19 protein-coding genes are annotated in these 23,347 nt (G+C 67.2%); 11 read left to right on the top strand and 8 right to left on the bottom strand.

The annotated features are described in order from the left end of the window. The first annotated feature begins 83 nt into the window (after positions 1-83). From ACZ5YA_RS19345 to ACZ5YA_RS19335, 3 genes are all read left to right on the top strand, one after another. The gene (locus tag ACZ5YA_RS19345) at positions 84-977 is read left to right on the top strand and encodes a DMT family transporter (RefSeq protein WP_464091098.1); all 894 of its coding nucleotides are present in this window, start codon (positions 84-86) and stop codon (positions 975-977) included. A 77-nt stretch (positions 978-1,054) separates the two neighbouring features. Next, entirely contained in the window at positions 1,055-1,816 is a 762-nt protein-coding gene (locus ACZ5YA_RS19340) for a PadR family transcriptional regulator (protein WP_223283274.1), read from the top strand. Positions 1,817-1,838: 22 nt separating this feature from the next. Next, positions 1,839-2,654: a siderophore-interacting protein gene (locus ACZ5YA_RS19335; protein WP_118931460.1), complete on the top strand. Its 816-nt coding sequence runs from the start codon at positions 1,839-1,841 to the stop codon at positions 2,652-2,654. Between the two features lie 34 nt (positions 2,655-2,688). Here ACZ5YA_RS19335 and ACZ5YA_RS19330 read toward each other — a convergent pair whose 3' ends face one another. Beyond that, entirely contained in the window at positions 2,689-3,567 is an 879-nt protein-coding gene (locus ACZ5YA_RS19330) for a LysR family transcriptional regulator (RefSeq protein ID WP_464091097.1), read from the bottom strand. A 103-nt stretch (positions 3,568-3,670) separates the two neighbouring features. Here ACZ5YA_RS19330 and ACZ5YA_RS19325 point away from each other — a divergent pair, with 103 nt between their 5' ends. After that, positions 3,671-4,531, top strand: a complete 861-nt coding sequence (locus tag ACZ5YA_RS19325) for an isocitrate lyase/PEP mutase family protein (protein WP_118931461.1) — start codon at positions 3,671-3,673, stop codon at positions 4,529-4,531. A 10-nt stretch (positions 4,532-4,541) separates the two neighbouring features. On the opposite strand, the gene ACZ5YA_RS19320 is transcribed toward ACZ5YA_RS19325, so the two are convergent. Together ACZ5YA_RS19320 and ACZ5YA_RS19315 are read right to left on the bottom strand one after the other, a co-directional pair. Further along, positions 4,542-7,412 (bottom strand): WG repeat-containing protein, encoded by a 2,871-nt coding sequence (locus tag ACZ5YA_RS19320; RefSeq protein WP_464091096.1) that lies wholly within the window; start codon positions 7,410-7,412, stop codon positions 4,542-4,544. Then, a complete protein-coding gene (locus ACZ5YA_RS19315) occupies positions 7,409-10,495 on the bottom strand; it encodes a WG repeat-containing protein (protein WP_464091095.1) in 3,087 nt (1,028 codons plus the stop codon). The genes ACZ5YA_RS19320 and ACZ5YA_RS19315 overlap by 4 nt, the downstream gene beginning before the upstream one ends. Before the next feature lie 325 nt (positions 10,496-10,820). On the opposite strand from ACZ5YA_RS19315, the gene ACZ5YA_RS19310 reads away from it, so the two are divergent. Beyond that, complete coding sequence (locus ACZ5YA_RS19310; RefSeq protein ID WP_464091094.1) at positions 10,821-12,062, top strand: MFS transporter; 1,242 nt, start codon at positions 10,821-10,823, stop codon at positions 12,060-12,062. Between the two features lie 22 nt (positions 12,063-12,084). Here the strand turns inward: ACZ5YA_RS19310 and ACZ5YA_RS19305 are convergent, their stop codons facing one another. Next, positions 12,085-12,465 (bottom strand): cupin domain-containing protein, encoded by a 381-nt coding sequence (locus ACZ5YA_RS19305; protein ID WP_059373962.1) that lies wholly within the window; start codon positions 12,463-12,465, stop codon positions 12,085-12,087. Positions 12,466-12,548: 83 nt separating this feature from the next. Here ACZ5YA_RS19305 and ACZ5YA_RS19300 point away from each other — a divergent pair, with 83 nt between their 5' ends. The 3 genes from ACZ5YA_RS19300 (at position 12,549) to ACZ5YA_RS19290 (ending at position 15,096) form a co-directional block, all read left to right on the top strand. Continuing rightward, positions 12,549-12,788: an Arm DNA-binding domain-containing protein gene (locus ACZ5YA_RS19300; RefSeq protein ID WP_059373961.1), complete on the top strand. Its 240-nt coding sequence runs from the start codon at positions 12,549-12,551 to the stop codon at positions 12,786-12,788. Then, positions 12,785-13,333, top strand: coding sequence for an ureidoglycolate lyase (locus tag ACZ5YA_RS19295; protein ID WP_464091093.1), 549 nt, complete (start codon positions 12,785-12,787; stop codon positions 13,331-13,333). The genes ACZ5YA_RS19300 and ACZ5YA_RS19295 overlap by 4 nt, the downstream gene beginning before the upstream one ends. Positions 13,334-13,434: 101 nt before the next feature. Further along, positions 13,435-15,096 carry a hypothetical protein gene (locus ACZ5YA_RS19290; RefSeq protein ID WP_464091092.1) on the top strand — a complete coding sequence of 554 codons (1,662 nt, stop codon included), beginning with the start codon at positions 13,435-13,437 and terminating at the stop codon, positions 15,094-15,096. Between the two features lie 22 nt (positions 15,097-15,118). Here the strand turns inward: ACZ5YA_RS19290 and ACZ5YA_RS19285 are convergent, their stop codons facing one another. Continuing rightward, on the bottom strand, positions 15,119-15,706 hold the full coding sequence (locus ACZ5YA_RS19285) for a hypothetical protein (protein WP_464091091.1): 588 nt from the start codon (positions 15,704-15,706) through the stop codon (positions 15,119-15,121). 144 nt (positions 15,707-15,850) lie between these two features. Between ACZ5YA_RS19285 and ACZ5YA_RS19280 the strand changes: the two genes are divergently transcribed. Together ACZ5YA_RS19280 and ACZ5YA_RS19275 are read left to right on the top strand one after the other, a co-directional pair. Further along, complete coding sequence (locus tag ACZ5YA_RS19280; RefSeq protein WP_464091090.1) at positions 15,851-17,380, top strand: DUF1254 domain-containing protein; 1,530 nt, start codon at positions 15,851-15,853, stop codon at positions 17,378-17,380. A gap of 97 nt (positions 17,381-17,477) precedes the next feature. Next, positions 17,478-18,407, top strand: coding sequence for a LysR family transcriptional regulator (locus ACZ5YA_RS19275; RefSeq protein ID WP_118931467.1), 930 nt, complete (start codon positions 17,478-17,480; stop codon positions 18,405-18,407). 9 nt (positions 18,408-18,416) lie between these two features. On the opposite strand, the gene ACZ5YA_RS19270 is transcribed toward ACZ5YA_RS19275, so the two are convergent. Genes ACZ5YA_RS19270 through kce form a run of 3 tightly spaced genes read right to left on the bottom strand, consistent with a single transcriptional unit; the run spans position 18,417 to position 21,422 of the window. Next, positions 18,417-19,235, bottom strand: a complete 819-nt coding sequence (locus ACZ5YA_RS19270) for an SDR family oxidoreductase (protein WP_464091089.1) — start codon at positions 19,233-19,235, stop codon at positions 18,417-18,419. A gap of 22 nt (positions 19,236-19,257) precedes the next feature. Continuing rightward, a complete protein-coding gene (locus ACZ5YA_RS19265) occupies positions 19,258-20,457 on the bottom strand; it encodes an ABC transporter substrate-binding protein (protein WP_280015962.1) in 1,200 nt (399 codons plus the stop codon). A gap of 29 nt (positions 20,458-20,486) precedes the next feature. Then, positions 20,487-21,422, bottom strand: coding sequence for a 3,5-dioxohexanoate:acetyl-CoA acetone transferase (kce, locus tag ACZ5YA_RS19260; RefSeq protein WP_059373954.1), 936 nt, complete (start codon positions 21,420-21,422; stop codon positions 20,487-20,489). Between the two features lie 338 nt (positions 21,423-21,760). Between kce and ACZ5YA_RS19255 the strand changes: the two genes are divergently transcribed. After that, entirely contained in the window at positions 21,761-23,269 is a 1,509-nt protein-coding gene (locus ACZ5YA_RS19255; RefSeq protein WP_464091088.1) for a xylulokinase, read from the top strand. The last annotated feature ends 78 nt before the right edge of the window (positions 23,270-23,347 follow it).

Genomic DNA, 23,347 nt, shown 5'->3' with positions numbered 1-23,347 from the left:
TGGGTCTACGGCGCGGCCGCGCGCGGCTCCTATAGTCGGGTCTTCGCCGCATTCCTGCGTCCTGGCGGACGCATCCTCCGTCCATGTCCACCGCCACGCTTTCCCGCCGTCACGCCTTGCTGCTGTTGGGCGTGGTGGTGCTGGCCTGGGGCTTTACCTGGATCGTCAACAAACTGCTGTTGCAGCACATGACGCCCATCTGGGCGGCGGCCGCGCGCAGCATCGCTGGCACGGCCGCATTGCTGGCGCTGGGACTCGCGCTGCGCCGCGTGGCGCGGCCGGTCAAGGCCGACCTTCCCGTAATCTTCAGCGTGGGGCTGCTGCATATGGGCGCCTTCGCCGCGCTGGTCAGCCTGGGCATGCTGTACGTGCCGGCGGGCCGCTCGGCCGTGCTGGCCTACACCACGCCGCTGTGGGTGATCCCCGGAGCCTGGCTCTTTCTGGGTGAATCCGTGGGCCGCGCGCGGCAAGCCGGATTGGCGCTGGGCCTCTTGGGCCTGGCCGTCATCTTCAATCCGCTGGCCTTCGACTGGACCAATCGCGATGCCTTGCTGGGCAATGGCCTGATCCTGCTGGCGGCGCTGTGCTGGGCGGCCAACATCGTCTACGTGCGTGCGCACCGCTGGGTCACGCCGCCGTTCGAACTCGCGCTATGGCAAGCCCTGTTGGCTTCGGTTGTGCTGTCGGCCGTGGCCTATGCCGCCGAAGGCCCGCCGCGAGTGGAGTGGAGCGCGGACCTGGCGTGGTTGCTGGGGTATGCCGGCGTGTTCGGCATCGCGGTGGCGCACTGGGCTGCCGTGAATGTAAATCGTGCATTGCCCGCGGGCGTGACTGCCATCGGACTGTTGGGCGTGCCCGTGTTCGGTCTGCTATGCGCGGCCGTGTTCCTGGATGAGCCGGTCAGCGCCTCGCTGCTGGCGGGCATGGCGCTCATTGTGGGAGGGATCGCGGCTGGGGTGATCGAACGTCGCGCTTGACGGCTGGACTATCGCAGGTATATCGTAAGATATATGTCGTAAGATATAACTCGTACGATAGACACCGGAGGTAAACCATGCGTGATGCCCAATTCCTTACCGCATTCGTGCGCCGAGCCCGCCAGAAGCCGCAGGGCCGCCACGGTCATTCCCATTCCCATCATCCTCATGCGCACCACCGCCATCACGGCGAGGGCCATGGCCACCATCAGCGCCATGCCGGCGCGGGCGGCGACTGGTTCTCCGGTCCGGCCGACGAGCGCGGCGAAGGCGGCGGCTTCGGCGGCGGTTTCGGCGATGACGGCCGCGGCTGGACCCGCAGCCGCAAAGTCAGCGCCGACGACCTGCAACTGATGCTGCTGGGCCTGCTGGAAAAGAACCCCAGCCACGGCTACGAGCTGATCAAGGCGCTGGGCGCGCTCAGCAACGGCTTCTACACGCCGAGCCCCGGCATGGTGTATCCCGCGCTGACCTATCTGGAAGAGCTGGGCTACGCCACCGTCGAGCAAGAGGGCGCGAAGAAGCGCTATCACCTGGCGGAGCCGGGCCGCGCGCATCTGGACGGCAACCGCGAACGCCTGGCGCTGATGTTCAACAAGCTCAAGCACGTGGCGCGCAAGATGGACTGGATGCGCCAGGCCTGGAGCGGCCAGCCGCGCAACGTGGGCCCCGAAGGCGAAGACACCGCCACCGGCTGGCTGCCCGAATTCGTGGCCGCGCGCCAGGCGCTCAAGCGCGCGCTGCTGGACCGCACCGACGCCTCGCCCGCGGAGCAGCGGCGCATCGCGGCCATCCTGGCCCGCGCCACTGAGGACATCAATGGCCAGGCCTGTTCCTGAAGACCTTATTCCTGGAGTATCCATGACCCGCAACGACCTGAATGTCGAACGCGTCCGCCACAACCTGAAGATGCGCACGCTGACCGTGGCCAGCGTCGAACGCGTCGCCGGCCTGATGGCCCGCGTCACCTTCACCGGCGACGAGCTGCAGGACTTCGTGTCCGCCTCGTTCGACGACCACGTGAAGCTGTTCTTTCCCGCCGATCCGTCCTTGCCGCCGGCGCTGCCGGCCGTGACTCCGGACGGCATCAAGTTCCCCGAAGGCGCGCCCAAGCCCGCCGCCCGCGACTACACGCCGCGCTTTTTCGACGCGGCGCGCAAGGAACTCGTCATCGATTTCGTGCTGCACGGCGACGGCCCCGCGTCCACCTGGGCTGAACAGGCCGAACCCGGCCAGCAACTGGGCATAGGCGGGCCGCGCGGCTCCTTCGTCGTGCCGACGGGCTTCGACTGGCATGTGCTGATCGGCGATGAAACCGCCTTGCCCGCCATCGCCCGCCGCCTGGAAGAGCTGCCGGCCAGCGCGCAGGCGCTGGTGCTGATCGAAGTGCCGGATGCCTCCAATGAAATCCCGCTGGCCACCGCGGCGCAGGCTTCGGTGCGCTGGCTGCATCGCAACGGCACCGCGCCGGGCTACAGCACCCTGTTGCTGGAAGCCGCGCGCGAGCTGACGCTGCCGCCGGGTGAGGGCTATGCCTGGGTGGCCGCGGAATCGGCCGCGGCCAAGGCGGTGCGGGAAATCATGGTGGCGCAGCACGGCGTCGACAAGAGCCGCATCCGCGCCGCCAGCTACTGGAAACGCGGCGCCGTGGCCGTGCACGAATCGCACGAAGGCTGAATCGATGCGTAGGCTGGCAAGGGGATAAAGACCTTCAGCCGCCAGCCAACGCCAGCAGATTGCGCACGCGCCCGCCCGCGCCCTGTTCGCGCACCGCCAGGCCCAGCACCGCGCGCGGCCAGTCCAGCGCGAAGGGGCGGTACACCACGCCGTCGGGACGCAGATGGCGCAGCGATTCCGGCACGATGGCCACGCCCATGCCCGCCGCCACCAGGTTCACCGCTGACGACAGTTGCGGCGCGCGCTGGCCGATCTGCGGATTCAGCCCATGTTGGCGGCAGGCCGCCATGATGTCGGCGCTGAGTCCATAGCCGGATTTGCGCGAATACAGGATGAAGCGTTCCTGCTCCAGATCGGCGGGCGCCAGCCGCTTGCGCCGCGCCAATGCATGGCCCAGCGGCAGCGCCACCACCAGCGGTTCCTGCGCCAGTTGCGTGAACGCCAGGCCGCCGTCCAGCGCGAAGGGCGGCCGCACGAAGGCCGCGTCGATCGCGCCGCTGCGCAGCCGCGCCACCAGCGTTTCGCTATCGCCCTGCGACAGCGTCATTTCCACGTCCGGATAGCGCTGCCGGTACTGCCGTATCAGTTCCGTCACCACGCCGCTGAAGGACGCGGACTCCGTGAATCCCAATGTCAGTTCGCCGACTTCGCCGCGCGCGGCCCGCTGCGCCGTACGCACGGCGGCCTCGGCGCGTTGCAGGATATCCTGCGCGCAGACCAGGAAGGCGCGTCCGGCATCGTTCAGCGCGACGCCGCGGCCGGTGCGATCGAACAGCGGCGTGCCGACTTCCTGCTCCAGCTGGCGGATCTGCTGCGACAGCGGCGGCTGCGCCATGCCCAGCTGTTCCGCGGCGCGGGTGAAGTGCTGGGCCTCGGCGGTGGCGACGAAGTAACGCAGATGGCGCAGTTCCATATCTGTACTTTTAAAGTATTGATTATCAATTTTCCATATATTGGACATTCTATTGCGACGCGCCGATCATGCATACATCGACGACACCCGCAAAGGAATCCGCATGAATGCCCCCATCAAACCCAGCACCCTGTTGCGCCAGCACCTGGCCCGCGACATCGTCGTGGCGCCCGGCGCTTATGACGGCATGTCCGCGCGTCTGGTGGCCGCCGCGGGTTTTTCCGCTGTCTACGCCAGCGGCGGCGCCATCGCCCGCGCGGCCGGCTATCCGGACATCGGCCTGCTCAGCTTTACCGAGGTCATGGACCGCGTGGAAAAGATCGTGGACGCCAGCGGCTTGCCGGTGGTGGCCGATGCCGATACCGGCTTCGGCGGCTCGGCCAACGTGGAGCGCACGGTGCGCATCATGGAGCGCGCCGGCGTGGCGGCCTTCCATATCGAAGACCAGTCCTTTCCCAAGCGCTGCGGCCACCTGGACGACAAGAGCCTGGTTCCCGCCGAGGAAATGTGCCGCAAGGTGCACATCGCGCGGCAGACCCTGAGCGACCCCGATGCGCTGGTGATCGCCCGCACCGACGCCATCGCCGTCGAAGGCTTCGAGGCCGCGCTGTCGCGCGCCGAACGCTACCTGAAGGCGGGCGCGGACATGATCTTCGTGGAAGCGCCCGAGACGCTGGAGCAGATCCGCGCCATCGCCGAACGCCTGCCGGGCCTAAAGCTCATCAACATGTTCTACGGCGGCAAGACGCCGCTCACGCCGCTGGCCGACCTGGCGGCCATGGGCTACCGCCTGGCGATCATTCCGTCGGACCTGCAGCGCGCCGCCATCCACGCCATGCAGGCCACGCTGGCGGCGATCAAGCAGACGGGCGACAGCAGCGCGCTGGCCGATCAACTCACCAGCTTCAAGGAGCGGGAAGAGATCGTGCAGACGCGCCGCTACCTGGCGCTGGACGCGCAGTAGGCGCGCGGCGCTAGCGGGTGCAGCGGCTGGGCAGGCTCAGCGGCCACAGCCGCTGGTTGTGCGAACCATACAGCGTGCGCATGCCGCATACCATTTCCACCCGCGCCACCTGCTTGCCGGAGGCGTCGATGATCATCGACTGCTCCACCGTGGACACCACCGCGCGGCCGTTGCTGAACGGCGCGACCGCCCGGTAATCCGCGGCGATCGCGAGCTTGCCCTGCGCGTCCACGTAACCGTAGCCGCTATCGATGCCGACCGGCGCCAGGCCCTCGCGCAGCGGGCCCAGCGCGTCGAACGCGGGACCGGCCAGGGCGCCCTTGCCGTCCAGCGCGCGCATGCCGCGGTTGGACACGCGTGTTACCGCGCGGCCTTCGGAATAGGCTGACGCAAGCCCCTCGACGGAGAGCCGCTTCTTGCCGTCCAGGCCGGTGTAGTCGGTCATCTCCCGGTTGCCCGCGTAGTAATGCCGCAGCAGCATGTCGGAGCCCTGCGGCCAGCGCCATTCGCCGGCGGGCAGCGCGGTCACGGTCTTGCCTTGGTCGTCGATCAGGCGCGGACCGTCTTCGCCCGTCAGCAGGGCGCGGGCGGGCTCGCCGCGGAAGGTGCCGGCAGTGGCGGACAGCGGTGCGATCTGCCATTGTCCTTGACTGTCCAGATAGCCCTGGCGCGGCTGGCGGCGCAGCACCGTCCAGTCGCCCATGCGCACGTAGTCCGCGTCTTCCATGTCGACCGCTTCCGAGCCGTCAGGCGCAATGGTCCAGCGGTGCTTGTCGTCGCTGGCCGCAATGGCGCCGTCGCTGTCCACGCCGACCGAGAGCTTGGGCCGGAAGGCGGTCAGTGCGCGGCCTTTGGCGTTGAAGACGGCGGCGGGACGTTCGTACTCTTCCTGCTGCGGGCCGGCCTGGCGCAGCTTCCAGATCTTGGCGGCGATGCGTTCGGCGCTGTGATGGCTGGGCGGCACGATCCACTTGCCTTGCAGGTCGATCACCCCGACGCGGTCCTGGCCCAGCGAGGCGACCGCCTGGCCGTCCAGGAAAAGGCCGATGTCCTGGAACGCGGGCGCGGCGATTTCCTTGCCGGCGACGAAGTCGTACAGGCCCCAGGGCGAGCCCTCGGCCGCGGTCTTGAGGTAGCGGACCACGCCGGGGGCGACGATCTGCGCCTCGAAGAAATCGCGGGGCAGGTCGTAGGTCTTGCCGTTGCGGTCCAGCATGCGGCTCACGCCATCGGCGTAGGCCGGCGCATAGCCATGGCGGAACGGCCCGATGTGCTGCTGCGCGGGCAGATCCATGGGCTTGCCCATGGCATCGAGCAGCAGCAGGCCCGCGGCGGTCTGGGCGGCGTAGCGCAACTGCTCCGCCTTGAGTCCTGCGGCTTCCGCATCCGCCTGCGTGTCGTAATCCTCGTCGGATCCGTCCAGCGGGATGATGCTGCGCCAGGCCGAGTCGGAGGCAATGCCGCCGTCGGCCAACAGCAGGCCGGCGCCGTCCTCGGTGCATTGGCAGTGGTCCTGGGCCAGCAGGCCCAGTGCGCTGCCGGGTATGTCCAGCGGCAGCTCCTTGAGCGAGCGGCTCTTGGCGGCTTCCACGGTTTCGGGCTTGAGCAGCAGGCGGCCTTCATCGTTCAGCACGTTGAGCAGTTCGCCTTCCTGCTTGAACAGCCACAGCTTGCCCTGGCTGACCACCATCCTGCCGGTGTCCTTGAGCCAGGCGGGAGCCGTTTCGCCGTGCAGCCAGTTGCCCGTCGGCGTCAACAGGCCAACCGGCACGCGTTCCTCGTTCGAGAACAGCACGTAGCCGTTCTGGTCCTCGGCCACGAACAGGCCCGCGCCCAGCGTCAGCGGCTCCGCGCGCCCCGGAACCAGCGCCATCTGCTTGCCGCCCGAGGGGTAGACGATGGCATCGCCGTGGCGCTGTGATTCCTGCGCCTCGGCGGACTTGAGCGTGACGACGGGCTTGCCGCCGCTGTCCAGCACGACATAGGAATTGCGGCCGAGCTCGGCGCTCCAGAATGCCTTGGTCACGGGCCTCAGGCTGCGGTAGCCCTGGTCCGCGCCCACGGGCTTGCCGTCGCGGTCCAGCAGCAGCGCATCGCCGTCGCCATAGGCGACGGCCATCGAGCCGTCTTCGCCCGGCACCGAGATGTCCTGATAGTTGGGCTCGATCACCCATTTCCAGTCCCGGTCCACCAGGCCGTACCGGCCTTCCTTGTTGATGGCGATATACAGGCCGTTGCCATAGGACTTGAAGATGCTGACATCGGCGTCGCTGTAGCGGCGTTCGCCGGTGCTGGAGCGGTATTCCGGCTTGTACTCCACCGTCGCCAGCGCCGGCACGCCCGCGCCCACGTGCAAGGACTGCACCCCTTCGTCCATCGGTTCGCCCACCGGCTGGCCCTTGCGGTCGATCAAGAGATAGCGGCCGTCCAGCACGGCCACGGTCAGGCCGATCTCGGCATAGTCCTGCACGGCGTCGTAGCGCGGCGGCACCGCCATCCGGCCTTTGGCGTCGATGAAGCCCCACTTGCCTTTCCATTTCACCGCGGCCAGGCCGTGACGGAAATCGCCCACCGCCTCGAAGATGGGCGAAATCGCCAGCCGGCCGTTCTGGTCCAGGAAGCCCCAGGCATGGCGGCGCAGCGAATGATCGCGCGGCACGCGGTCGATGTTCACCAGCGCGGACGGCAGCAGCACTGCGGCGCGCTGGTCCGCCAGCGTGCGGATGCAGCCGTTGGCGTAGGGACTGATATCGTCGTCGGCCGCGACGCTATACGGCTTCTCATCGATGCAGTACGAGTATTGCGCATGCGCCGACAGGGACGCGCCCAGCGCGGCCAGGGCGCAGGCAAGGCGGGTGGTGCGTATCGCGCGTGACTTCATGGTTGTTTCGCTTTGGCGTTGTCGGGGGCGAGTTCGAACTTGTCGGCCACGGGGCAATCCATTTTCTGCTGCGGCCAGGTAATCCTGCCCTGGTCGTCCAGGATGGTTACCGTGTCGCATACCTCGGTGAACGTGGCGATGGGCACGCCCTTGGTGTCGATGTACTGCGTGTTCCGGCCCTGATGGTTGCTGCGGACCAGCGCGCGTTCCTCGCTGAAGTTGCCGGCCCAGGTAAAGACGGGCGGAATCGCATAGCGTCCCGTCAGGTCGATGTAGCCATATAGCGTGCCGGAATACTGCAGGCGGCGCGCCACCGCCAGGCCGTTGTTCAGCGGGCCCAGCGTGTCGAAGTGCGGTCCCACGATGCGCTTGCCGCTGGCATCGATGAAGCCATGCCTGCCATTGCCCGAGCGGCTGCGATAGGGCGCCACGCCTTCGTTGGCGCTGCGGTCTTCCACGCTGTAGGTGCCGTCGATGCGCGTGATCTCGCGGCCTTGCAGGTCCGTCATGATGCTGACGGAATTTTCCGAGTCGTGGAACACGATGCGCTGCATGGTTGCCAGCGGCGAGCCGTCGCCCAGCTTACCCAGCACGGTCTTGCCGTCCTGGTCGATCACGCGGTAGCTGGAGCCGGTGTAGGCGCGCGCCAGTCCCTCGGGCTGCGCGAAGAAGGGATTGAACTCGCCATAGATGGCCGGGACCTTCATGTTGCCGCGCGCGTCGATGGCGCCCTCGCGGTCGTCATGTTCGATGTAGAGCCAGTGCTGGTACAGCTCCGTGCGCTTGGCCCGGCCGTCGGAGACGCGCGTGGCGCCGCCCTGTGCGTCGAACACCATGGTTCCTCCGCTCGCCAGCGCGCCCAGGTAGCGTCCGTCCTTCAGGCGCTCCGGCTTGCCGGTCACGGGCTCGCTGGACTTGCCGGTACGCAGGTTCACCAAGCGGTAGGTGGTATCGAAAGAGCTGCGGGCGCGCTGTCCGGAAGCGTTGTCCTCGACCAGCATGAGGCCGTTGCCCAGATACTCGAGCTTGTACGAGCTCTCCTGCGTGGCGGGCACGACCCATTTTCCTTCGCGGTTCATGACGCCCCAGCGATCCTGCTGCTGGACCTTGGCCCAGTCGTCTTCGAACTTCTCCATGCTTTCGTACACGGGCTTGACGGCGGGCGCGCCCTTGGCGACGTTCCAGATGCCCCAGCGGTTCTCGCGGTTTTCGTCCGGCGCGCGGTACTGGATCAGTTCGCCGTCGAAGTACCTGGCGCCGTCCAGCACCTCGGCCGGGACCGCGACGGCCTTGCCGCGGGCGTCGATCAGCTGGTCGCCGTCACTGCGGCTGCGTCCCGAGGCCGCCTGCGCGTAGCCGCCGCGGAACGGATGGATGACGCTGTAGCGGGGCGGCACCGACCAGTTGCCGTCGGCATCGATAGCGCCATATTTGCCGTTGGCGGCGCGCACGGGCAAGGGCATGGACACGTCGTAGCTGGACATGTCCTCCCAGTCCGGGTTGGTCACGATCTTGCCCTTGGCCGTCAGGATGCCGAGAGGCTGCGTATAGTCCAGCGGCCGCAACAGGGCCAGCGGCAGGCTGTCCGCGCTGGCCCGGCCGTGGGCGGACTCGCGGGCGGAAAAAGGCCTGATGTCGTAATCCTGCAGGCGAGCGAGGGTGTCTGCGTCCAGCAGCGGCTTGCCTTCGCGCGTATAGATCTGCAGCAGGCCGCCGCCGGTGTCGGGAGCGGCATCCGCGCTCGTCGCTTGCATGGCGGCTGCGGAGGCGTCCACTGCAGCGGCTGCTACGTCCATTGCGGCAGGCGTGGCGACGTCGACGGCCACGGTCTCGGCTTCCGAGGCGGCGGCTGCTGCGGCGACCGCTTCCTGCGCGGCAACTGCGGCGTCGGCCGAGGCCTCTACCGCCTCGCCGGGGCCATCATCAGCGACCGCGGCGGCGCCGGCTGCTGCGGCATCGGCTGCCGCGGCAGCATCGACCGCCATATCCACGGCGCGCGGAGGCAGGGATGCCGTCACCCAGGCCTGCCCGTTGCTCAGCTGCACGCGGCCATTGCGCGCGTCTATCTTGCGGAAGTTGCCGGCGGGGTCGATCAGCAGTACGGCGTCGTCATCGATCATGACGCGCCAGCCCTCGCGTTCATCCAGGCCGATGTAATTGCCCTTGAATGCATGCTGGACGCCGAGCTTGCCGTTCAACAGCAGCGCTTTGCCCGCGCCTTTCTGCTTGACCAGCCACAGCCCCGGCCCCGCCAGCTGCACGTGCTCGTAGCGCTGCTTGTGGATGGTCTTGCCGCGCGGATCGACGAACGTCCAGCCCGCGTCGCGGTTCACCGCCAGCACGTCGCCGTCGCGCAGCGCGGGTTCGCGGGCGCGCAACACGTCCGGTGCGATCGCCCAGCGGGCCTGCTCGTCCAGCAGGCCCCACCAGCCGCTGTAGCGCGAATCGCGCAACTGGGCAGGCAGGTAGCCGCCGCTGGGCGCAGCCAGCGCCATGACGCCGGCGGGCAGCGCCGTCGCCTTGCCGGTTACAGTGTTGAACAGGCGCGGCGGCATGGGCATCTCCATCGATGCCAGCTTCTGCCCCCGTTGGAAGCCCCAGGAACGCGTGCCCAGCTCGAAGGTCTTGACGATGTTGCCCTTGCGGTCGATCAGCACGTCGTGCCCGTCTTCCTCGGCCAGCGCGGTGCCCTCGGCGTTAAAGCCCGTCGCCTCGGAAAAGCGCGGCTTGATCGCCCATTGCCCTTGCGTATCGATATAGCCCCATAGCCCATCCTGGTTCACGGCGGCCAGGCCGTTCTGAAAGGACTTGGCCTCCCGGAAGGACGGCGCGATGGCCATGCGGCCTCGCTTGTCGAGATAGCCCCAGCGTCCGGCGTCGTCATCGGCCGACCCGGTCAGCACCGCGGCCAGGCCTTCATGGAAGGCCTGCTGGCATTCCAGGTTGGCGCCGTTGTATTCGTTGTAGCCAGGGGCACACTGGTCGATCCAATTGGACCTGGCTTGCGCCGCGCCGGGGACGGCGGGCAGGGCGGCCAGCGCCACGGCCAGCGCCAGCGGTTTGAGGGCGAGCGGGGTCTTCATCGTGCAGCGGCGCGGGCTGCAACCGCGCAAGCGTAAAGGCCGGGCTGGGCGTGCCACATGGTCGTATGCCTGCCAAGAATGATGGGAAAGGCAGCACTGTAACCAGCGTCAGCCTGCAATTGCACGGCAAATGTAACTGTAGAAAACAAACCGTTAACAACACCGCTGCCGCTGCCCGGAAAGCGCGGGTTTCAGGACTGCGATGGCATTCCCGCCATGCATGCAGCGGACAAAAAATAATCGGTTGATGCGTGCGCCCGGCGGCCCTGTAATGGACGCCGGTGCCTGCTTGCACGCAGGCGACGTTCCACTGCCGAGGTCCGCCATGCCCGTCCTGCGCAAGTCTTCACTGGATGCTTCTCAGCTGTTGCTGCTGGTCCTGGCTGGCGGCGTCATCATGGGCCTGGCGCTGGGCGTGCGCCACGTGCAGGGCCTGTTCCTGCTGCCCGTCACGATGGACCGGGGCTGGAGCCGCGAGACCTTCGCCATGGCGCTGGCGGTGCAGAACCTGACCTGGGGCGTGGCCCAGCCCTTTACCGGCATGATTGCCGACCGCTACGGTTCGGCCAAGGTGATCGCGGGCGGGCTGGTGTTCTATGCGCTGGGGCTGGTGGGCATGGCGCATGCCGCTACGCCCGCAGGGTTTCTGTGGACTGCAGGAGTATGCATAGGCATCGCGCTGTCCGGCACCGCGTTCGCCGCGATCTATGGCGCGCTCAGCCGGCTGGTGGCGCCCGAACGCCGCAGCTGGGCGCTGGGCGTGGCGGGCGCCGTGGGCGGCCTGGGCCAGTTCACCATGGTGCCGGCCGCGCATTGGCTGATCAGCGGCTGGGGCTGGGTCGCGGCCTTGCTGTCGTTCGCGCTGGCGCTGGCCGTGCTGCTGCCCTTGGCTTGGCCGTTGCGGGAGTCTCCCGGCCGGGAGCAGGGCGCGTCCGCGGGCGAGGCGGGGCTGTCCATGTCCGCAGCCATACGCGAAGCCTTTGCCCAACCTGGCTTCTGGTTGCTGAACCTGGGTTTCCTGGCCTGCGGCTTCCAGCTGGCCTTCATCGGCACGCACCTGCCCGCCTACTTGATGGACAAGGGCCTGCGCGCGTCCGACGCGGTGGCGGCGCTGGCCATCATCGCGCTGACCAACGTCATGGGTACCTATGTCTGCGGCGTCCTGGGCGGACGCCACCGCCGCAAGTACCTGCTGGCCGGCATCTACCTGCTGCGCACGGCCGCCATCGCACTGTTCGTGCTGCTGCCGCTGTCGTCATGGACCGTATACGTGTTTGCGGCGGTCATGGGCTTTGTCTGGCTGGGCACGGTGCCGCTGACCAATGGCCTGATCTCGCAGGTGTTTGGCGTGCGCTACATCACGACCCTGTTCGGCTTCGTGTTCTTCGGCCACCAGCTCGGCTCCTTCCTGGGCGTGTGGCTGGGCGGCGTGGTGTTCGAGGCCACCGGGTCCTATGACCTGATCTGGCTGGGTGCGATGGCGCTGGGCGTGTTGTCGGCGGCGCTGCATTGGCCGATAGACGACCGCGAGATTTCCCGCGTGCGCGCCGCGGGCGCGGCCGGATAGAGGGCAGCCTACGACGGGCGGCCTACAGCGGCCGGTGCTGCGTGCCCGCGCCCATGGTGATGTGCAGCATGCGACAGGGACCGGCCACCTTGAGCGTGTGCCAGATGCCCTTGGGGATCACATAGGCGTCGCCCGCCTGCATCCGCACGGCTTGCTCGCCCGTCGGCCATTCCAGCCGCAATTCCGCGGCGCCTTCGATCAGGCGCACGACCTCGTCGGCCTGCGGGTGCATTTCCCATTGCGGCCAGTCTCTCTCGAAGGCGTACTCGGACACCAGCCAGCCGAGGCCGAACCGTTCCAGTTCCTTTTCGGGTTGCGACCAGAAGGCGTTTCCGCCTTCGACGGCGGAGCAAGTGCCCGAGGCGTCCAGCAGGAGATAGTGCGACGACAGATTGGTAGTCATGTTGCGCTTCCTGGGGTGAGGGAGGTCGGGCCAGTGTAAAGCGATATCATGTGCATCTTCATCGGCTATAACAGGAGAGGGCGATGCGCCAGGGATTCGACGGGGTCAGGCCCGCGTCCGAGTCTTCCATCGAGATCGGCTTCTTCTATGAAGGCCGGCATTGCGTCGAACGCATCCGCGTCAAGCCCACCGCTGCCAACCTCAAGCGCGCCGCCGACCGGCGGGCCGCCATACTCGAGGCCATCGCGCGCGGCGAATTCGACTACGACGCCGAGTTTCCCAAGCGCGGCGGCGCGACCAAGCCATCACAGGGTTCCGCATGACGAGCGAAAAACAGCTGGACATCAACGATCTGACACCGGACGCCTTCAAGGCCTACGGCTGGATGTTGGGCAAGCCCATGCCGGACGGCAACGGCGTACCCCTGTTCTCCAACCAGGACACCGACTTCTGGCAGGAGCACCAGTTCAATACCGGCGCCGGCGGCGACGCCGAGCTGCTGTGGGTCAACTATCGCAGCCAGTCCTTTGAAATCTCCAGCCTGGAAAAGCATCTGCTGACGCAGCAGGCCATTGTGCCGCTGACGGGCGAGATCATCCAGGTCGTGGCGCGCAGCGCGGCTGACGGCAGTCCGGACCTGGCCACGCTGGCGGCATTCCGCGTGCCGCAGGGGCAGGGCGTCTGCATGCGTCCGGGCTGCTGGCACGCCACGCGCGTCATGGACGAGGAAGTCACCTGCCTGATGCTGACCCGCCGGTCCACCACCGTGGACCTGATCCAGCACTTGACCACGGATGCTTCCGCCAGCGAAAGCGCCATCGTGGCGATTCCGGTCCAACGGCTCGAAGCTCAGGCTCAGGCCGCCTAAACGCTGATCTTCGCCGCGAGTCGCGGCGTATTCCCGCTTACCGGCAGGCAGGCGGGATGGCAGACTGCCGTCTCCGGTCATAGCAACCCAAGAATTCCCCCATGAGTGAAGTGTCGATCGAGGCGCTGAGACGAAATCTCGCAGCCAAGATAAAGCAGGCCACCCAAACCCCCAGTCCACCGCCCACCCGCTGGCAGCGCCTGCGCCAGCGCTTCCTGACGCGCGATCCCAAGGCCCGCGGCCTGCGCGTCCTGACCGTGGTCACGCTGCTGTATCTCTACATCGAATTCAGCTTCAGCGCCTGGCTGCTGGACGTGATGTCCGAAAACGCCAGCAACCGCGTGGACACGGCCGAGGCATGGGGACGCCTGATTTCCGGCTTTGCGGTGGCCCTGCTGTTCTGGCCCGTCATCTTCGCGCGCATCCGCCGATGGCGGGTCACAGTGCCGTTGTTGATCGTCGTGTCGCTGGCCATCATCACCGCGGTGTATCAGGGGGAGCGCAAGCTGATCGACGCCCTGGTGGACAGCTCCACCGCCGAAAGCCGTGCCGCCGCCGTCACCGGCGCCTTGCTGCGCCAAGGGCTGGCGACCGGCACCGTCAGCGCCAGCATGCTCGATGGGCTTTGGGCCGACGAGAACGCGCAGTCGGTGGCCGGCAAGGCTTTCGTGGGCGTAGTGTCCTACATGGCCGCGCAATCCGACGCGGCGCGCCGGCAGACCATGGCGATCGCGCCCGAGGTGGTGCGCGCCGTGATCGAACAGAACGTGGGCGGGCGGGACGCGGAGTACCAGCGTTTCGTCGATAGCCAGGAAGATATCCGCGGCCGCCACAAATACTTCTACGAGCGCGGCATCCAGAACCACCAGAAAGAACTGGCGCAAATTCCGGCGCGCGCCGAGCGCGATTGGGAACGCTACCTGGACCGGCTGGACGCCAAGAACCGCAAGTGGGGTCGCGCCCGCCTGCGCGACCGCAGCGGCGAGCTGGTGCCCGGCTTCGTGGCGCCGCGCGTGCGGGACGAAGTGCGCAAGATGGGACTGGACGTGCCAGACTCCTGGCGCACCGGCGATAAGGCCTACTTCGTGCGCCTGGCTCAGCAGAAGTACCGCAAGCAGATGAACGAGGCGCTGCAACGCGAACTGGAAGGCATGCCGCTCAACCTGGGGCTGGAGGCGTTTGCCGCGCATCCGGTCGTGCAGAAGAAATGGCGCGCGGGGTTGGGCTATCCGGACAAGGTGGCGCGCCTGACGCTGGCCGTGATCTCGGCGGATGAATTCAACAAGCGCTACTACCAGCCGGTGCTGGCCGGCCGCACCATGGACCGCTTGCAGGACTACCGCAGCCAGGCCCGCGACTACGGCGCCGGCGGCAAGCGCGAGGCCGAAGGCAGGAAGGCCTATGAAGCCATGATCGCACCCGTGTTCGCCCTGACGCTGTCGCTGCTGGGCGCGCTGGTCCACATCGGCAAGACCGGCCTGCTGCTCGCGCAGCTTGCGAGCGGCTGGCGCTTCAGGAGTCCGCTGCTCAAGGCGGGGGCGCTGCTGGCCGCGGTGCTGCTGGTCTGCCTGCTGGCGCGCGCGGCCATCAGCACGCCGCTGACCTCGCATCCCACCTATCAGGCTTGGACGCAGGCCGGTGGCGGGCAACCCGTGCTGACGGCGGTGCTGGACACCATGATCAAGATGCAGTCCTTGGCCTACCCTGTGTTCGACGTGGCCAGACAGGGGCTGGAGTTCGTGGCGGGCAAGGCGTCCCGCTAGGCAGGGCGGGCCGTGCCCGTCGTCAGTCCGCCTCGCTGTATTCGTAGCCCAGGCGGGCGAACAGCGGCCACTTGTTGCGGTAGTTGGCTGTCCAGCACATGCCGTAGTAGGCCTCGAATGGTTCGTCCACCGTGCGGACCTGGATCCGCGCGGCGGCCTCGGCGTCCGCGGGGCTGAAAGCCTGGCCCGGTTTCGGATACAGATCGCCCTCCCATATCGGCCTGCCGCAATGGGCGCAAAAGTTGGTCCATTGCCCCTGGTTGTCGGGGTTCTGGCGGTAGCCGGGAGACAGCGCCTGCATGGTCTGCGTCACTGTGGGCGACAGTAGCCAGGTCTGGGAAATCAGCGCGGGGTCGGCAATATCCAGCCATTGCGGCGGGCTGAACAGCCATGTGCTGAATGCAGTGGGGCTCAGCCCGGGGCTGTCGGCATCGGCTTCATCCAGCTCGATGTCGGCTTCGGTGCATTGGTGGCCGGGCGGCACGGCCAGGGCGTGCGCCGGCGTTTCTTCGCCGCATCGCGTGCACGTATGCGCCGCCTGCAGCACGAAGTAAGAGGACGCGCGTATGTTCATCTGCGGGTATTCCGCGGCCGTATCTAGCGTATGCATGGGCTGGTGCTGTTCCTGTTCGGGCTCGCCGTTTCTTCTACATCGCCGGGAAATATGCCAGAATTCCCCGGAATTTACGCTTTGAATGCGATGCCGGCCGCATGGGCGTCGCCAACCTCACGCAGTGTTGTGTTGGAGCACCGGATGCGCGATAGCCAGAGTAGCACTGGATTTTCCACCAAGGGCCGCAGCGTCGGTCCGGCGCTGATGTTGGCGCGCCTGGCCGTTGCGGCCGCGCTGGCGGGCGGACTGGCGGGATGCGTATTCAACTCCCACGATGCGAGCGGCTCGCAATCGGTCGGCATCGACGGCGTCACGGCGCAGCAGGCGCGCGGCATCGCCCGCGAGGCCTATCTCTACGGCACGCCCATGGTCGCAAGCTACCAGACCATGCATGCCTTCAGCATTGACAAGAACAACCCCCAGTACAAGGGCCCGTTCAATACGGTCAACAACGTTGCGCGCGTCTTCACGCCCGACGACACCGCCTTCGTTACACCCAACGCCGACACGCCGTACACCTTCGCGGTGCTGGACCTGCGGACCGAGCCCGTGGTCATCACCGTGCCCGCCATGGAGCCGCGCCGCTACTTCGTGCTGCAGCTGATGGACCTGTACACCTACAACTTCGCCTACATCGGCAGCCGCAGCACGGGCAATGGCGGCGGCCGGTTCCTGGTGGCCGGCCCGCGCTGGAAGGGCAAGGCGCCGGCCGGCATAACCAAGGTGATCAGGTCGGAGACCGACCTGGTCAATCTGGTCGGGCGCACGCAACTCTTTAACGCGGGCGACCTGCCCAACGTCAAGCGCATCCAGTCGCGCTACAAGATCCAGACGCTGTCCGCCTACCGCAAGCAGCGCGCGCCCGAGCCGGCGCCGGCGGTGGACTGGATAGCGCCCGAGCCTTCGGCGCAGATGCGCAGTTCGCTGGAGTTCTACAACCAGCTTGCCTTCCTGCTGCAGTTCGCGCCGGCCCATCCTTCGGAACAATCGTTGCGCGAACGTTTTTCCAGCATCGGCCTGGAACCGGGCCAGGAGTTCGACTTCAATAGCATGAATCCCGCATTGCGCCGCGCCTTGCAGGAAGGCATGCACGACGGCCAGAACGACATCGACAAGAACCGCGAGGCCCTGAACGGCAAGACCGACCGGTTGTTCGGCGACCGCAACACACTGAAGAACGATTACCTCGCGCGCGCCACCGGCACGCAGGTCGGCATCGGCGGCAACAGCCGCGAGGAAGCGCTCTATCCCGTGCTGGAGAACGACAGCACAGGCCAGCCGCTGGACGGCCGCAACCAATACACCTTGCGCTTCGCCCCGCGCAGCCTGCCGCCCGTCAATGCATTCTGGTCCATGACCATGTATCGCCTGCCCGAACAGTTGTTGGCATCCAATCCGCTCAAGCGTTACCTGATCAATTCGTCCATGCTGCCGTCGCTCAAGCGCGACCGCGATGGCGGCATCACGATCTACATCCAGCCGGAGTCGCCAGGCAAGGGCAAGGAGTCCAACTGGCTGCCCGCGCCGGCCGGGCCCTTCATGGTCACGTTGCGGTACTACTGGCCCAAGCCCGCGCTGCTGGAAGGCAAATGGACTTCGCCGCAGATTGAACGGGTCCGGCAGGCGCCGCAGGCCAGGCCCGCGCTGTCCCCGCTCCAGGTTCGACACTAGCGGCGGTCTGGGCTACAAGAAGGCCTCGCGCAGGCCGGCCATCGACGCCCGGCCGGGCGCAGTCGGGCAACCGACCACCCAGGGAGGCTCGCGCCGCATGAAGCGCAATTTCAATATTCACGACCTGCGCATTTTCTACGCGGTGGTCATGACCGGATCGACCCGGCAGGCTGCGCAGTCCATGCACCTGACGCAGCCGGCGGTCAGTCACGCGATATCCCGCCTGGAAGGCGCGACCGGCGTGCAGCTGTTCGACCGGTCCCACAAGACCTTGCGCCCCACCGAGGCCGGCCAGTACCTCTACAGCGAGGCCAAATTCGTGCTGGATGAACTGGTCCGCATCGACGAGGCCCTGCACAGCATTGAACAATTCGGCGGGCGCGGCCTGCGCATCGCGTCTTCGCCCGCGCTGGCGCTGGGTTACGCGCCCGACGCGGTGCGGCGCTACCTGGACGCCAACGGCACCCGGCCTTTTTCCATAGATATCGAATCATCCGTGCAGGCCATCAGCGCGGTCGAAACCATGCGCGCGGACTTCGGCCTGGGCGCGGTGGAACGCGACAGCGCCCGCCTGGCGTTCACGCCGTTCCTGCGAGCCGACGTCATGGCCATCGCGCATCGCGATCATCCCTTGGCGGCGCGCGACACCATCGCGGCGGCGGATATTCCGCCAGACACCTACGTGAAACCCTTGTGGTCCGACTATGTAGTGGCCCAGGGCGACATCGCGGATACGCTGTTGCTGAGCTCCGGCATGCGAGCGCACATGTCTCTGCTGCCGGGCACGGTGCGGGCGGTCCGGGGCATCAGCCTGGTCAATGCGCTGTCCGCCTGGGACATCGTGATGGCGTATCCCGATCTGGTGGCCCGGCCTCTGGCGTCGCGGCAGTGGTTCGATTTCTACCTCATCACCCGCAAGGAAGAGCGCGGCCAGGACCTGGCCGCGCGGCTGCTGGACGCCCTGCGCGCCACGGCGCAGGACCGCCGCCAGGGCGTCTATGCCCATACGGTCCAGTTGCTGGAGTAGGCCGCGGCCTTACTCTGCCGGCGGCTGCCAGGGCAGCGATTGCAGGTCGCCGTCTATGCTGATCGCCTGCCCGCTGATCATCGCCCCGAAGGGGCTGGCCAGGAACAGCGCCATGTTGGCGATGTCGGCGGCCCGCACGAACTGCCGCAGGCTGACGCCAGCCAACTCCAGCCGGGTCTCTTCTTCCACGGTCAGGCCCATGTTCCTGGCGCGCGCCTCGATCACGCGGTCGATCCGTGGCCCGGCCACCAAACCCGGCAGCAACGCGTTGACGCGGATGCCATAGCTGCCGAGCTCGACCGCGAGCGAACGCGTCAAGCCCACCACGCCCCACTTGGTCGCGGCGTAGGGCGTGCGCATGGGGATGCCCATGCGGCCAGCCACCGAACTGATGTTGATGATGCTGCCGCCGCCCGACGCGCGCAGCGCCGGCAGCGCATGGCGCACCGTGTGGAATTGCGATGCCAGATTGATGTCCAGCGTTGCATCCAGCTCCTGTGGCTGGATGTCCGCGATGCCCGCCGTGGGGCCGGCGATGCCCGCGTTGTTGACCAGCACGTCCAGGCCGCCCAGCTGCGCCAGCGCTTCCTGCATGTAGCGATCGATCTCTTCGCGCCGGCTCACGTCGGCGCGCGACCAGGGGTGAGGGCTGGCCGCCAGCGCCTGCTCATCCACATCGCAGATGTGTACGCTGGCGCCGCGGTCCGCGAATGCGCCGGCGATTGCCGCGCCGATGCCGGCGGCGCCCGCGGTCACGATGACGCGCTTGCCCGATAGGTCCACGGGCAACGCGGAAATGTCCCCGGGAACAGCGTTCTTCACAGTCATGCCAGATCCTTGTCGTTACGCCTCAGGGCTTCATCAAACGGCAGGTCGATTCCGCCGGCGAGGTATAGACCTGGTCGCCCGGCACCCGGGCCACCAGCTTGTAGTAATCCCAGGGCGCCTTCGACTCCGCCGGGCTCTTTACCTGCATCAGGAACATGTCGTGCACCATCAGGCCATCGGCGCGGATCTTGCCGTCCTTCACGAAGAAGTCGTTGACCGGATTCGCCTTCAGCCATTTCATGATGGTGTCGCCATCGGTGCTCTTGGTGGCTTCCACCGCCTTCAGATAGGTGGTGGCGGCGGAATAGTCGCCGGCCTGCAGCATCGACGGCTTTTTCTTCATGGTGGTTTCGAAGCGCGCGGCCCACTTGCGCGAGGCATCATCCTGGTCCCAGTACCAGGCCGTGGTCAGGTACATGTTCTGCGCGGCTTGCAGCCCCAGCGCGTGCACGTCCGTGATCAATACCAGCAGGCCCGCGATCTTCATCTTCGGCGTCAGGCCGAATTCATTGGCGGCCTTGACGGCATTGCTGGTGTCGCTGGCCGAGTTCGCCAGCCCCAGTACCGATGCGCCGGATGCTTGCGCCTGCAGGATGAAGGAAGAGAAATCCGCCGCGTTCAGCGGATGCCGGACCCGCCCCTTGACGTTGCCGCCGTCGGCCTGCACCACCGCTGACGCATCGCGCTCCAGCGCGTGTCCGAAGGCATGGTCCACCGTCAGGAAGTACCAATCCTTGTTGCCTTCCTTCATCATCGCCCGGGCCGTGCCGCGCGCCAGCGAAACCGTGTCGTACACATAGTGCACGGTGTAGGGCGTGCATTGCGAATTCGTCAGCTCGGAGGCGCCCGCGCTCACCACGAAGAACGGCGTCTTCTTTTCTTCGGCCACTTTCGCCATCGCCAGCGCCGCCGCCGAATTGGCGCCCGCAATCAGCATGTTCACGCCTTTCTGGTCCAGCCATTCACGCGCCCGGGACGAGGCGATGTCGGCCCGGTTCTGGTGATCTGCCACCAGCACCTCGACCTTCTTCCCGGCAACCACGCCGCCCAGGTCCGCCACCGCCATCTTGATCGCCTCGGCGCCGCCCGGGCCGTCGGCGTCCGCCGACAGGCCGGACATGTCGGTGATGAAGCCGATGCGGATCACGCCGTCGTCGGCTTGCGCCATGCCGGCAGTCCCCAACAGCGTCGCGAGCGCGGCTGCGCACAATGTCTTTTTCATGTCTGGTCTCCCCACTGAATGGATCTGGTTCAGAACGCGACGTTGTCGCGGCCCTTCAATTGCAGCGTTTCGCGCGCCTCGTCGGGCGTGGCAATCTGTAGTGAAAGGTCTTCCAGGATGCGGCGGATCCGCCGCACCTGGTCCGCGTTCGAGCGCGCCAGTTCTCCCGGCCCGTCCCACAGCGAGTCCTCCAGGCCCACGCGCACGTTGCCGCCCAGGGTCGCTGCCATCGTCGCCAGCGGCGTCTGCTTGCGTCCCGCGGCCAGCACCGACCAGATGTAGTCGTCGCCGAACAGCCGGTCCGCGGTGCGCTTCATCATCATCACGTCTTCGGGATGCGTGCCGATGCCGCCGCGTATGCCGAATACGGACTGGATCAGGAATGGAGGCTTGAGCAGCTTACGGTCGACGAAGTGCGCGGCGGTGTACAGGTGCCCGATGTCGTAGCACTCGATCTCGAAGCGCGTGCCGTTGTCGCCGCACGAGGTCAGGATGCGCTCGATGTCCTTGAAGGTGTTCTTGAAGATCAGGTCATTGCTGCCTTCGAGATAGGGACGTTCCCAGGCGTGCTTGAACTCCTTGAAGCGCTCCAGCAGTTCGTACATGCCGAAGTTCATCGACCCCATGTTCAGCGAGGCGACCTCGGGCTTGAATTGCAGCGCCGGCGCCATGCGGTCGGCCAGCGGCAACACGGGCGAGCCGCCCGTGGTGATGTTGATCACCACGTCCGAAGCGTTCTTGATGCGGGGCAGGAACTGCGCATACAGCGCGGGATCCTGGGTCGGCTGCCCGGTATCGGGCTGGCGCGCGTGCAGATGCACGATGGCGGCGCCAGCCTGGGCGGCATCCAGCGCGGATTGCGCGATCTCGTCGGGCGTGACGGGCAGATGGGGCGACATCGACGGCGTGTGGACCGATCCGGTAATGGCGCAGGTGATGATGACCTTGTTCCTGGACTTTTTCATGGGCCTCGGGCTGCGCGCTTGCGCATGCGTTCTTGATGGTTTTCATGGCCCCGGCTGTCTCCTCCGGGTGTGGGCCATTCTGTCCCACGCTCGCCGCCCATGTCACCTGAACAGAAATAATCAATTGATAGGATTTCCGGTGCTGCGGTGCAGCGACGCCCGACGCGAACGCTGCGCGCGAGCCCTGACAGGACTACAATTTACCTATGCCGGAACGCCCGTTCCGACAGCTATCCGATCACGCAGAAGTCGCTTCCCATGCTTGATATCCAGACCCTCCGCCCGCTGCGGGCCATGCAGCCCGGGTGCGGCCAGATCCGCCTGATGCAGGTGCCGGCATGAGCTACGTCCTGGCGGTGGATCTGGGTGGCACGCGCTTTCGCGCCGCGTTGGTGGACGATCGCGGCGGCATCGCGCATTCGTGTTTCATCGAAAGTCCGGCGCGTGCCAGTCCTGCCGCCCATCCGGGCTGGGACGAGATCGACGCCGATGACTGGTGGCGCGGGCTGCAAGCCCTGGCCGATGCGCTGGCGGCGCAGGCGGACGCCGCTTTCAATGCGGTGGAGGCCATTGCGATCTGCGGCGTCACGCGCACGCAGGTCTTCATCGATGCGCATGGCGCCGCCATCCGGCCGGCGATCACCTGGCGCGATACGCGCGCGGCGGCGGATGTGGAAGCATGGCTCGCGTCTGTGCCGTCGTCGCATCCCGAACATGGACAGATCAACGCCTTCCATCCGTGGGCGCGCGTGGCCTGGCTGTTGCACGCCGAACCCGAACACGCGGCGCGAGTGCGGCTGGTGCTGGAACCCAAGGATTACCTGAATTTCCGCCTGACCGGACGTGCCGTGAGCGACACCGTGTCGATGGCGCGGCTGGCGGCAGCGGCGACGGCCGGGCCCGACTGCGCCGACCTGTTGACGGCGGCGGGAGCCGATCCGACCTGGGTGCCGCGCCTGCTCGACCCGCTGGAGGTCGTTGGTGTCGTGCAAGCGGGCCTGCCGGGCGCGTTGGCGCGTCTGTCGGGACGTCCTGTCGTCGCTTGCGCCAACGACACCTGGGCGGCCGTGGCTGGCCTGGGCGCATTGCGCCCGGGTTACGCCTACAACATCTCCGGCACCACCGAAGTTTTTGGCGCCGTGGGCGCGGAGCCGGTGCAGGCCCAAGGCCTAATGACGGTGGACTGGGGCGGCGGGCATCACCAGATTGGCGGACCAGGCCAGAATGGCGCGGATACGGTGGCGTGGCTTCTACCGCTGTTGGGCCGCCTGGGCGACGAAGGCATGGCCGGCGTGGGCGAGGCCATGGACGCCTTGCTCGACGCGCCGCGCGATCCGCAGCCGGCGCTGTTCCTGCCGTATCTGCAAGGCGAACGGGTGCCGTATTGGGATCCGCATCTGCGCGGCGCCTTCCTGGGCTTGAATCGCCGCCACGGCCCCGGCGACTTGGCCTGGGCGGTGCTGGAAGGGGTGGCCTTCCTCAACCGCATCGTGCTGGAACGCGCCGAAAGCGCGCTGGGCAGTCCCGTGGAAGAAATCCGCTTTGGCGGCGGCGCGGCGTCCAATGCCCAATGGTGCCAGGTCAAGGCCGACATCTGCGAACGTCCGCTGGTGGTCGGCCAGGCCGAGCAGCCCGGCGTGCTGGGCGCGGCGGTCGCCGCCTGGACCGGCCTGGGCCGCTACGGCAGCTTCGCGTCCGCCCAGGACGCGCTGGTGCGCGTGGCGCAACGCTACGAGCCCCAGGCCGAGCGGGCGCATGCCTATCGCCGCATGTACCGCCAGTTCCGCGCCGCGGAAGCCGCGCTGGCGCCCGTGTCGCGCGCGCTGGCCGGCATCGACATGGGCTGATGGCCCAGGTATAAACTACCTCGCCATCAGCGGGGCGCAGCGACGCGCCCACATAACAAGCAAAACGCAGCAAGGGTT

It is taken from the genome of Achromobacter sp. JCM 18799 (assembly GCF_055395645.1).
This window is presented reverse-complemented; position numbering and strand designations above follow the sequence as displayed.

What these genes read in the sequence shown, in the direction of transcription:
- ACZ5YA_RS19345 (WP_464091098.1), top strand. Translation starts at nt 84, where the DNA reads ATGTCCACCGCCACGCTTTCCCGCCGTCACGCCTTGCTGCTGTTGGGC.
- ACZ5YA_RS19340 (WP_223283274.1), top strand. Translation starts at nt 1,055, where the DNA reads ATGCGTGATGCCCAATTCCTTACCGCATTCGTGCGCCGAGCCCGCCAG.
- ACZ5YA_RS19335 (WP_118931460.1), top strand. Translation starts at nt 1,839, where the DNA reads ATGACCCGCAACGACCTGAATGTCGAACGCGTCCGCCACAACCTGAAG.
- ACZ5YA_RS19330 (WP_464091097.1), bottom strand. Translation starts at nt 3,567, where the DNA reads ATGGAACTGCGCCATCTGCGTTACTTCGTCGCCACCGCCGAGGCCCAG.
- ACZ5YA_RS19325 (WP_118931461.1), top strand. Translation starts at nt 3,671, where the DNA reads ATGAATGCCCCCATCAAACCCAGCACCCTGTTGCGCCAGCACCTGGCC.
- ACZ5YA_RS19320 (WP_464091096.1), bottom strand. Translation starts at nt 7,412, where the DNA reads ATGAAGTCACGCGCGATACGCACCACCCGCCTTGCCTGCGCCCTGGCC.
- ACZ5YA_RS19315 (WP_464091095.1), bottom strand. Translation starts at nt 10,495, where the DNA reads ATGAAGACCCCGCTCGCCCTCAAACCGCTGGCGCTGGCCGTGGCGCTG.
- ACZ5YA_RS19310 (WP_464091094.1), top strand. Translation starts at nt 10,821, where the DNA reads ATGCCCGTCCTGCGCAAGTCTTCACTGGATGCTTCTCAGCTGTTGCTG.
- ACZ5YA_RS19305 (WP_059373962.1), bottom strand. Translation starts at nt 12,465, where the DNA reads ATGACTACCAATCTGTCGTCGCACTATCTCCTGCTGGACGCCTCGGGC.
- ACZ5YA_RS19300 (WP_059373961.1), top strand. Translation starts at nt 12,549, where the DNA reads ATGCGCCAGGGATTCGACGGGGTCAGGCCCGCGTCCGAGTCTTCCATC.
- ACZ5YA_RS19295 (WP_464091093.1), top strand. Translation starts at nt 12,785, where the DNA reads ATGACGAGCGAAAAACAGCTGGACATCAACGATCTGACACCGGACGCC.
- ACZ5YA_RS19290 (WP_464091092.1), top strand. Translation starts at nt 13,435, where the DNA reads ATGAGTGAAGTGTCGATCGAGGCGCTGAGACGAAATCTCGCAGCCAAG.
- ACZ5YA_RS19285 (WP_464091091.1), bottom strand. Translation starts at nt 15,706, where the DNA reads ATGCATACGCTAGATACGGCCGCGGAATACCCGCAGATGAACATACGC.
- ACZ5YA_RS19280 (WP_464091090.1), top strand. Translation starts at nt 15,851, where the DNA reads ATGCGCGATAGCCAGAGTAGCACTGGATTTTCCACCAAGGGCCGCAGC.
- ACZ5YA_RS19275 (WP_118931467.1), top strand. Translation starts at nt 17,478, where the DNA reads ATGAAGCGCAATTTCAATATTCACGACCTGCGCATTTTCTACGCGGTG.
- ACZ5YA_RS19270 (WP_464091089.1), bottom strand. Translation starts at nt 19,235, where the DNA reads ATGACTGTGAAGAACGCTGTTCCCGGGGACATTTCCGCGTTGCCCGTG.
- ACZ5YA_RS19265 (WP_280015962.1), bottom strand. Translation starts at nt 20,457, where the DNA reads ATGAAAAAGACATTGTGCGCAGCCGCGCTCGCGACGCTGTTGGGGACT.
- kce (WP_059373954.1), bottom strand. Translation starts at nt 21,422, where the DNA reads ATGAAAAAGTCCAGGAACAAGGTCATCATCACCTGCGCCATTACCGGA.
- ACZ5YA_RS19255 (WP_464091088.1), top strand. Translation starts at nt 21,761, where the DNA reads ATGAGCTACGTCCTGGCGGTGGATCTGGGTGGCACGCGCTTTCGCGCC.